Here is a 7,473-nt window from a genome sequence, read left to right on the forward strand (position 1 = left end):
CTTTACCCTGTGCCGCTGCGGCGGATCGAAGAACAAGCCGTTCTGCGACGGTACGCACCGGAGCATCAAATTTCAGGACGACGACAACTGAATGTGGGACGGCTTGCCATCGTCTGCTGGCGAGCCCGAGCCGGTTTTCCCGCGACGACGACCGCTTGCCTTGGATCCTCTCAGAAGAGGGATGGCTGCGGAGGTTCCTTCCTGACGCGCCCCGCCTTGGCCTTCGGCTCCTTTGGCGGCGGCGGTTCCGCCGTCATGGCCAGACGCTCGGCCGGGTACTGGTTCATGAAATCCATCGAGCGTTGCGCCGGTGCGTCGAGCCACTCTCCGTACTGCGCCTCCGGCAGGATCACGACCATCCGCTTGTCCTGCTGTTCGAGCGGCCGCTTCAGGTCCGGCCGGTGCATGAGCCGGAACAACGCGTGGTGGTCGGCATTGATCGTCAGCATGGTGAAGCTCAACTCCCAGGCATCCGTCTCCGGATTCCGCCACGGCGCCCACAGACCGGCCACGCCGAGCGTCTCGTCGTTGGCCGCGGTGAACCGCGTCGGGATGAAATCACCCGTGCGCCAGTCAGGCTCGTAGATCGCCTCGCACGGCACGATGCAGTGTCGGGCCTTCGCCCAGGCGTTCTTGAAGCTCGCCAGTTCGCGGACGGTCTCGGTGCGTGCGTTGTAGGTTTGAAGGCCGTACTTGGCGTCCTTCGCAAAGCCGGGCAGCAGCCCGAAACGCGCCTCCACCAGCTCGAAATCCGGCACGGCCTCATCGCCCGATCCGCGCTCGGGCGGCCGGCGGATGATCGGCGCCATCTGCGTGGGGTAGATGTGCAGGCCTCCAGGCGGCGGCTCCCAGTCGGGAGGCAGCGTGATCCCGAAGTGTTTTTCGATCTGCTTGCGGCGCTTCTCGGCCTGGTAGTGGCTGCACATCGGCAGATTGTGCTACTCCAGCAGCGGTTCGAGGCCGGGGGCCTTGTCGACCTCGGAGGGCTTGTAGAGTTTGTGCTGCGCCGCGGGTCCAATGGCGTCCGTGACCACCGCAAGGCGCCAGGGATCCCCTCGCTTTGCGCAGGCGCGCTCTTCGCCCGTGAGCTGGAAGCCTGCCATTCCTGCGACAGTGCCCTTCACCGCGAGCTTGAGCAATGTGGCGCCCTTCTTGTCCGACACCTCGATGTCGTAGCCCAGCTTCTGACCGGCGACGTTCTCGGTCTTGTAGCCGTAGCCCGCGAAGTGACGCGTCAGGTAGTCCATCGCGGCCGCCTGCACCTCTTCTCGCGATGCCTGGCCAGATGGGGCTTCGGGCGCCGCGGCCGGAACGCTGCCCCGCGCCCGTGCGGCCAGCATGTCTTCTTCGGTCGGCAGCCACCCGCGCGGGCCGCGGACCAGGACCGCGATCTTCTGCTCGGGATCCCACGTCGCGATGTGCCACTCCTGGTCGTCCGGCACCCGCATCGAAACCTTGGCAGCCTTGTCGGTCTCCAGATCGGAAATTGCGACTCGATTCGTCTGCAGGACGATCCTCAACCCCTGGCCCGCGTCCAGCGAGCGCTTGAGCAATTGGAGCCGGTCCTTGGCCCGCTGGATTTGCAGCGCACTTCGCTCGCCGCCGGCCAGCCGATGTTGCGTATCCAGGGACTCGAGATAGAACCATCGCCCGCCGGCTCCGATGCTCACGAACTCCGCCCACATGGTGGCGATGACGTTGTCGCCCGTTGCCAGCCAGGCGTGTTCGGACGCCTTCTCGCGCGCATCGAACACACCCATCTTGGCAATGATTTCGACGGGTGTGCGCTTCTCGCCCAGCAGGCGCTTTTCGTTGATGACCGCAAGTACCGCGGGGTCGACTTCTTTGTCCATTCGGAAGAATTCAAGTGTGTTGTGACCGCTTCAAGTATGCCGCGAAGCGCAGTGCAACTCTTCAGCAAATCCGCCATGGGGGATTTGGCGAGATCGCCGGAGTTGCTGTATACGGTGAGGCTGCTTTGGCGTACAAATACGCCGCAATCCAAGGAGTCAACATGCCTGCTTGCAGTCGTTCCGTGGCGGTCGCCATCGCCTTCGGCGCCATCGTCGGTGGTTGCGCCAACTACCAGCCCCCGGCGGTATTCGCCGGCTTCGCCTCGCCGCAGGTGTCGCGCACCAGCTGCATCGACGCCGTCTCCCGCGAGTACAAGGTGCCAAAGGCAAGCGTGACGCCGACCAGCGATGCGAGCACCATGAAGGACGGCATCTACGTCGTCACCCTCAGCATCGGAGCCGGACAACCGGCGATCAACTGCACCGTCAACGAGAACGGCAACGTCTCCGACGTGATTCGCGCGCGCTGAGCGCCGCCCGTTGGGCCGGAGACCGGGTCAGTTCGCGATCCTGGCTTCTTCTTGGAAGCCAGGATCGAACGATGGGTTCGACGCGAGAATCGTTCGATGCGACAACTTCTTGCGATTCTCCTGCTCACCCTGCCTCTTGCCATCCACGCCGCGCCGCAGACTTGCCTTGTCGTGGGCGTTTCGGACGGCGACACGCTCAAGGCGCGCTGCGGCCCGGGCGGACGCTACAAGGCGATCAAGGTCAGGCTCAACAGCATCGACGCGCCCGAGCGGCGCCAGCCCTTCGGCGAGCGCGCCAAGCGGGCCATGTCCAGCCTGGTCTACATGCGAGAGGCCGAACTCGACTGCATCGATGTCGATCGCTACGGACGCAGCGTCTGCAAGGTGATGGTGGCGCCCGCCTCGGCGCCGGGCGGGCCCAAGACGCTGGACGCGGGCCTGGCGATGGTCACCCTCGGGATGGCCTGGTGGTACCGGGCCTATGCCCGCGAACAAACGGCCCAGGAGCGCGGACAGTACGAGTTTGCCGAGGCGCAAGCCAGGGCGAAACGTGTCGGGCTCTGGCGCGACGCCGACCCGATGCCGCCGTGGGAATGGCGCCAGGCTGAACGCGGCGATTGACGCACCGAGTCCAACTCAGTGCTCCATGACGCCATCGCGTGACCCGCGACACATGAAACTGGCGCAGCCCAAGTCCAGGAATACCGCGGAACCGGCTTTGCCGGGCCGCTGGTATTGCCCCCTTGAGGGGGCAGCGCCGCAGGCGCTTCGGGGGTGCTTCATCCTAGTCCCGATCGCCGCGGTCATCCCAATCCCGGCGATGGTGATGCCGATGGCGCCAACGCTCGCCCTGTTCGTAGTAGCCCTGCGCAGGTGCTCCGTAGTACACCGGCGCCGGACGGTAGTACACAGGCGGCGGGTTGTAGTACGCGGGAGGCGCCGGCTGATAGTAGATCGGAGCCGGGCGCGAATAGACCGGTGCCGGCTCGTAGTACACGGGGCCAGGCTCGGCGACGCCGACCGACACACCGGGCACGTTGACGCCGACCGACCAGTTGACCTGGGCATTGGCCGACGCGGCAGCGAAAAGTGCACCGGCGGCCACGACACCGGCAGCGGCCCGTTTGAAGAAAGCAGATCGATCGACGTTCAAGGAGATTCCCCAGATGACGAGGGCGAAAATCGCCCCCTGTGCAGCACACAACGTGCGCCACCTCCAAGGGGCCTACGTCCGCACGGTGAAGATGGTTGCCGAACGTGACAACGGCAACCTGCGCAAGCGCCTTGACATCCGGCTCACCGGCTTGCGAACACCGGCACCGGGCAGAATCGGCGCATGAAAAAACGCCAAGCCGCCGCCGTCGCCCTCCTCCTGCTCCTGGCTCTTGCGGCCTACTGGTACTGGTCGCCCTTCCTGGCCGTTCGCCAGTTGCAGCAGGCGGCGCAGCGCGCAGACGCTGAAGCCTTCAATGCGCACGTCGACTATCCGAAGCTGCGCGAAAGCCTCAAGGGCCAGTTCTCCGTCCTGCTCGCGCAGAAGCTGGGTGCGCCCGGTGATGCGGGCAATCCGTTCGCGGCGCTGGGAAGCCTGATCGGGACCGGATTGGTCAATCAGCTGGTGGATGCGATGGTCCGGCCTGAAACGGTCATGGCCGCGATGCAAAACGGGAAGCTGGGCAAGACGCCTTCCGAGCCCTCGGCTGCACCGACGCCTGCCGGCACGCCGGGCCCTGCAGGCGACGCCGCGCCCGAGAAGAAGGAGAAGGCCCGCTGGGTCATCGACCGCCAGGGCGCCAGCCAGATGACGGCCTATGCGGTCGATCCCGCAAAGCCCGACGAACCGAACGCCGATCGGCTGGCCCTGGTGTTCGAGCGCAGCGGCTTCGTCGACTGGAAGCTCACGGACATCCGGATGCCGCCGTCGACCTTCAGGAAGTAGTCCGGCGCACCCCAGGCCGGCGCCAGGCGTCCCCGTGGCGTGCGATCCACACGAAGTGGGGCCGCGTGAGGTCCCTCACGGCAGCGGCACGCCGCGTATCGTGTCGAGCGACTTCTTGATCTGATCGGCCATCTGGCGCTGTAGCGGCGACGGGTCCCGATGACTGAGCAGGTCGATCAGCCAGCCTCCGGCAACCAGGATCGCCAATGCGCCAAGGGTCAAGACCTCTGAGTCCATGCTGTGCTCCTGCAATCGTCAAGGGTCGGACTGTGCGCCAGAAATGCGCGTGCGGGCATCCTCCAAACGGAGGGTGTTGCCATCCGAAAAGGCGTGCGCTCAGGGTTTCGCGCCGAGCCTTTGCAAATCGATGTCCGTCAGCCGGCCCGGCACGGTCACGAGCCGGAGCGCTTCCGCAGGAGCGATCGGACCGTCCTGCGACAGAAAGCGGATCTGGTAGCCGCCGATCTTGACCTCGTCGCCGTTGCGCAGCACGACGGATTCCATCCGCTCGCCGTTCACGTAGGTTCCGTTGTGGCTCTCCAAGTCGCGCAGCGTGAGCGCGTCGCCCACGGCCTCGAACACGGCATGGGAACGGCTCACGAGCGGGTTGTCCAGCACCAGGTCGCAGCTGTCGGCGCGACCGATGACGAAGGGAGTGTTCGTCACGTTGACCTGCCTGGCCGAGCCATTCTTCTGCAGCACGATCAGTCTTGTCATATCCATGTCCTTTGATTGCTCTGAAGGCGGTGCCCCCTTCCGGCCTATGTCGCTTTGGGGGTGCCCTGCCCCCTTCGGAGAGATTGGCGAAAGCGCGGCAGCCGCGTACCGTCAGGATCATGCAACATCCCTTCACGCTCGCTGCCAGGTTTCTGCTGCCGTTCGCGGCGGTCGGCTTCCATCGCAGGTCMCCGGCGCGCAGCATCGCGCCGACACCGCCGCGGCTGGTGCTGCGTGGCCTGTCCCAGCAATGCACCATCCGCTCGCAGGCGGCGCGGGTGATCGCGGTCACGGCGCTGCATTTCGACGCCCGGGACCACTAAGTTCCAGAGCGCTACAAGACCGAGTGGTCGGTCGTGAACATGCAGGAGTCCGGATCGTCGGACATGGCCGCCGAATGGCCCAAGTCGGGCGAAGCGCTTTCGCCGATGCTCACCGGCGTCTTCGGCTTGCCGAACGGAGCGAGGCCTTGCAGCACGCGAAGTGCCGAGGCCCCCTGGATCAGGGCTTCCGAATAGTCCGGAACCCCTTGTGTCGAACAGTCGACAGGCCGGAATCCCAGGCATTCCTCGGACTCGGCCTGGACTGCTTCCATCAGAACCCAATGGAATTCGTTGGGCTCGAGCTCAAGAACAGTCAGTGCAATATCGCGAAGTGCCACCGGGAAACCCCTTATTAAGTTGTTGCCGGATTGTTACTGTTCGGTGTTTTTCATGCCAAGGCACTTTTGCACGGTGCCTTGACGATGAACCCGCGAACCGGCACTTTGTCGCACTTGGGCCCGCTGCGCGCGGACCTGCTTCAGCCCAGGCGCACCGGCACGAAGATCTTGTTGCCGTCGCGCTGGATCAGCAAGGCCACCGACTTGTCGGCCTTCGCCACCACCTCGCGCACCTGCTCGATGCTCTTCGCCGGCGTGCCGTTGATGGCCAGCAGCACGTCGCCGGTCTGGACCCCAGCCAGCGCCGCCGGGCCGCCGACATCCGCGATCAGCAGACCGCCGTCGACGGCGGCCTCACGCTGCTCCTGCGGCTGCAGCGGGCGCAGTGCGAGGCCGAGCTTGCCCTGGTTGGCGCCACTCTCCTCGTTCTTCGCCACGGTGGCTGGCTTCTCGGCCGCGTCGCCGAGCTTGGCGGAGATTTCCTCGCGCGCGCCCTGGCGCCAGATCTCGAGCGTGATCTTGCTGCCCGGCTTCTTCTGGCCGATCAGCGCCGGCAGGTCGCCCGAAGCGACGATGGATTCGCCGTCGACCTTGCGGATCACGTCGCCCGAGCGCAGGCCGGCCTGGTCGGCCGGGCCGCCCTTCTCGACGTTCGACACCAGCGCGCCTTCGGGCTTGTCCAGCTTGAACGAATCGGCGAAGGCCTGGTTCACTTCCTGCACCGCGACGCCGAGACGGGCATGGGTGGCACGGCCGGTGGCGACGATCTGGTCCTTGACCTGCATCGCGACCTCGATCGGGATCGCGAACGACACGCCCTGGTAGCCGCCGCTGCGGCTGTAGATCTGCGAGTTGATGCCGACCACCTGGCCGCGGGTGTTCAGCAGCGGGCCTCCCGAATTGCCGGGATTGATCGCGACGTCGGTCTGGATGAAAGGCACATAGCCGTCATCGGGCAGCGAGCGGCCCTTGGCGCTGACGACGCCGGCGGTCACGGTGTTCTCGAAGCCGAACGGCGAGCCGATCGCGAGCACCCATTCACCGGCCTTCAGTTCCTTGGTGCTGCCCACCGAGAGCACCGGCAGGTTCTTGGCCTCGATCTTGATCACGGCGACGTCGGTCTTGGGGTCGGAGCCCAGCACCTTGGCGCTGAACTCGCGGCGGTCGGTCAGCTTGACCGTGACTTCCTTGGCGTCCTTGACGACGTGGGCGTTGGTCAGAATGATGCCGTCGGCGCTCAGGATGAAACCCGAGCCCTGACCGCGCACCGGGGTCTCGCGCTGCGGCTGCTGCTGGCCGCGCGGGCCCTGGCCGCCGCCGAAGCGGCGGAAGAACTCGTACATCGGATCGTCCGGGTCCATCTGCGGGCCGCCCTGCGCGCCGGCGGTCTTGGTGCTGCCGGTGACGCTGATGTTGACCACCGCCTGGCCGTCGCGCGCGGTGATGGTGGAGAAGTCGGGCATGGTCACCACCGGGGCGGTGGTGCCGGCGACGGCAACAGCAACAGGTTGCGCCGGCGGCGCGGCCACGGCACGGGCGCTGGTGTAGGCGCCGGTACCGACGGCACCGATCACGCCGGCGGCTGCCAGCGAAAGCACGAGCGCGCGGGGCGAGGTCAAACCGGTTTTCATCAGGAATCCTTTCGAGTGTTGGAACAGAGCACGAAAGGAATGTCGGGCCGGACCCTTAAAAAGGGCTTAAGGCTCGCCCCCAGGTTGCCCGGCACTTCGTGTCCGGGCGCCCACCCCCTACCGGGGGCAACACCAGCGGCCCGGCGAAGCCGGTTCCGCGGTGTTTCACGAACGGGCCTGGCTGCGCCGGCCGGGTCCACGC

Annotated in this window: 13 protein-coding genes; 6 read left to right on the forward strand and 7 right to left on the reverse strand. The window is 66.0% G+C overall.

Annotated elements, in window-relative coordinates; translation table 11 throughout:
• The coding region (locus AC1D2K_RS25435; protein WP_478091981.1) for a CDGSH iron-sulfur domain-containing protein at positions 1–91 on the forward strand (91 nt) is incomplete at its 5' end.
• Between the two features lie 79 nt (positions 92–170).
• Here the strand turns inward: AC1D2K_RS25435 and AC1D2K_RS25440 are convergent.
• Positions 171–926, reverse strand: coding sequence for an SOS response-associated peptidase (locus AC1D2K_RS25440; RefSeq protein ID WP_478091959.1), 756 nt, complete (start codon positions 924–926; stop codon positions 171–173).
• A 12-nt stretch (positions 927–938) separates the two neighbouring features.
• Positions 939–1,853, reverse strand: a complete 915-nt coding sequence (locus tag AC1D2K_RS25445; protein WP_478091961.1) for a protein NO VEIN domain-containing protein — start codon at positions 1,851–1,853, stop codon at positions 939–941.
• A gap of 161 nt (positions 1,854–2,014) precedes the next feature.
• Between AC1D2K_RS25445 and AC1D2K_RS25450 the strand changes: the two genes are divergently transcribed.
• Positions 2,015–2,323 (forward strand): hypothetical protein, encoded by a 309-nt coding sequence (locus AC1D2K_RS25450; protein WP_478091963.1) that lies wholly within the window; start codon positions 2,015–2,017, stop codon positions 2,321–2,323.
• A 96-nt stretch (positions 2,324–2,419) separates the two neighbouring features.
• Positions 2,420–2,944: a thermonuclease family protein gene (locus AC1D2K_RS25455; RefSeq protein WP_478091965.1), complete on the forward strand. Its 525-nt coding sequence runs from the start codon at positions 2,420–2,422 to the stop codon at positions 2,942–2,944.
• Between the two features lie 163 nt (positions 2,945–3,107).
• Here the strand turns inward: AC1D2K_RS25455 and AC1D2K_RS25460 are convergent, their stop codons facing one another.
• Positions 3,108–3,476 carry a hypothetical protein gene (locus AC1D2K_RS25460; RefSeq protein ID WP_478091967.1) on the reverse strand — a complete coding sequence of 123 codons (369 nt, stop codon included), beginning with the start codon at positions 3,474–3,476 and terminating at the stop codon, positions 3,108–3,110.
• Between the two features lie 13 nt (positions 3,477–3,489).
• Here AC1D2K_RS25460 and AC1D2K_RS25465 point away from each other — a divergent pair, with 13 nt between their 5' ends.
• Together AC1D2K_RS25465 and AC1D2K_RS25470 are read left to right on the forward strand one after the other, a co-directional pair.
• Complete coding sequence (locus AC1D2K_RS25465; protein ID WP_478091969.1) at positions 3,490–3,663, forward strand: hypothetical protein; 174 nt, start codon at positions 3,490–3,492, stop codon at positions 3,661–3,663.
• Positions 3,660–4,262 carry a DUF2939 domain-containing protein gene (locus tag AC1D2K_RS25470; RefSeq protein WP_478091971.1) on the forward strand — a complete coding sequence of 201 codons (603 nt, stop codon included), beginning with the start codon at positions 3,660–3,662 and terminating at the stop codon, positions 4,260–4,262. Before AC1D2K_RS25465 ends, AC1D2K_RS25470 begins: the two co-directional genes overlap by 4 nt.
• 75 nt (positions 4,263–4,337) lie before the next feature.
• Here the strand turns inward: AC1D2K_RS25470 and AC1D2K_RS25475 are convergent, their stop codons facing one another.
• Together AC1D2K_RS25475 and AC1D2K_RS25480 are read right to left on the reverse strand one after the other, a co-directional pair.
• Entirely contained in the window at positions 4,338–4,499 is a 162-nt protein-coding gene (locus AC1D2K_RS25475; RefSeq protein WP_478091973.1) for a hypothetical protein, read from the reverse strand.
• Positions 4,500–4,598: 99 nt separating this feature from the next.
• A complete protein-coding gene (locus tag AC1D2K_RS25480; RefSeq protein WP_478091974.1) occupies positions 4,599–4,979 on the reverse strand; it encodes an FHA domain-containing protein in 381 nt (126 codons plus the stop codon).
• Between the two features lie 119 nt (positions 4,980–5,098).
• Between AC1D2K_RS25480 and AC1D2K_RS25485 the strand changes: the two genes are divergently transcribed.
• On the forward strand, positions 5,099–5,302 hold the full coding sequence (locus AC1D2K_RS25485; RefSeq protein WP_478091976.1) for a hypothetical protein: 204 nt from the start codon (positions 5,099–5,101) through the stop codon (positions 5,300–5,302).
• Positions 5,303–5,313: 11 nt separating this feature from the next.
• Here the strand turns inward: AC1D2K_RS25485 and AC1D2K_RS25490 are convergent, their stop codons facing one another.
• Both AC1D2K_RS25490 and AC1D2K_RS25495 read right to left on the reverse strand, forming a co-directional pair.
• Positions 5,314–5,574 carry a hypothetical protein gene (locus tag AC1D2K_RS25490; RefSeq protein ID WP_478091978.1) on the reverse strand — a complete coding sequence of 87 codons (261 nt, stop codon included), beginning with the start codon at positions 5,572–5,574 and terminating at the stop codon, positions 5,314–5,316.
• Positions 5,575–5,780: 206 nt separating this feature from the next.
• Positions 5,781–7,271 carry a Do family serine endopeptidase gene (locus AC1D2K_RS25495; RefSeq protein WP_478091980.1) on the reverse strand — a complete coding sequence of 497 codons (1,491 nt, stop codon included), beginning with the start codon at positions 7,269–7,271 and terminating at the stop codon, positions 5,781–5,783.
• Positions 7,272–7,473: the final 202 nt, after the last annotated feature.

Source organism: Variovorax sp. P1_H12_2, assembly GCF_056405335.1.

Bases quoted from the DNA above. Each gene is read 5' to 3' on its own strand.
- AC1D2K_RS25480 (WP_478091974.1), bottom strand. From the start codon at position 4,979: ATGACAAGACTGATCGTGCTGCAGAAGAATGGCTCGGCCAGGCAGGTC.
- AC1D2K_RS25440 (WP_478091959.1), bottom strand. From the start codon at position 926: ATGTGCAGCCACTACCAGGCCGAGAAGCGCCGCAAGCAGATCGAAAAA.
- AC1D2K_RS25490 (WP_478091978.1), bottom strand. From the start codon at position 5,574: ATGGAAGCAGTCCAGGCCGAGTCCGAGGAATGCCTGGGATTCCGGCCT.
- AC1D2K_RS25445 (WP_478091961.1), bottom strand. From the start codon at position 1,853: ATGGACAAAGAAGTCGACCCCGCGGTACTTGCGGTCATCAACGAAAAG.
- AC1D2K_RS25470 (WP_478091971.1), top strand. From the start codon at position 3,660: ATGAAAAAACGCCAAGCCGCCGCCGTCGCCCTCCTCCTGCTCCTGGCT.
- AC1D2K_RS25495 (WP_478091980.1), bottom strand. From the start codon at position 7,271: ATGAAAACCGGTTTGACCTCGCCCCGCGCGCTCGTGCTTTCGCTGGCA.
- AC1D2K_RS25465 (WP_478091969.1), top strand. From the start codon at position 3,490: ATGACGAGGGCGAAAATCGCCCCCTGTGCAGCACACAACGTGCGCCAC.
- AC1D2K_RS25455 (WP_478091965.1), top strand. From the start codon at position 2,420: ATGCGACAACTTCTTGCGATTCTCCTGCTCACCCTGCCTCTTGCCATC.
- AC1D2K_RS25450 (WP_478091963.1), top strand. From the start codon at position 2,015: ATGCCTGCTTGCAGTCGTTCCGTGGCGGTCGCCATCGCCTTCGGCGCC.
- AC1D2K_RS25475 (WP_478091973.1), bottom strand. From the start codon at position 4,499: ATGGACTCAGAGGTCTTGACCCTTGGCGCATTGGCGATCCTGGTTGCC.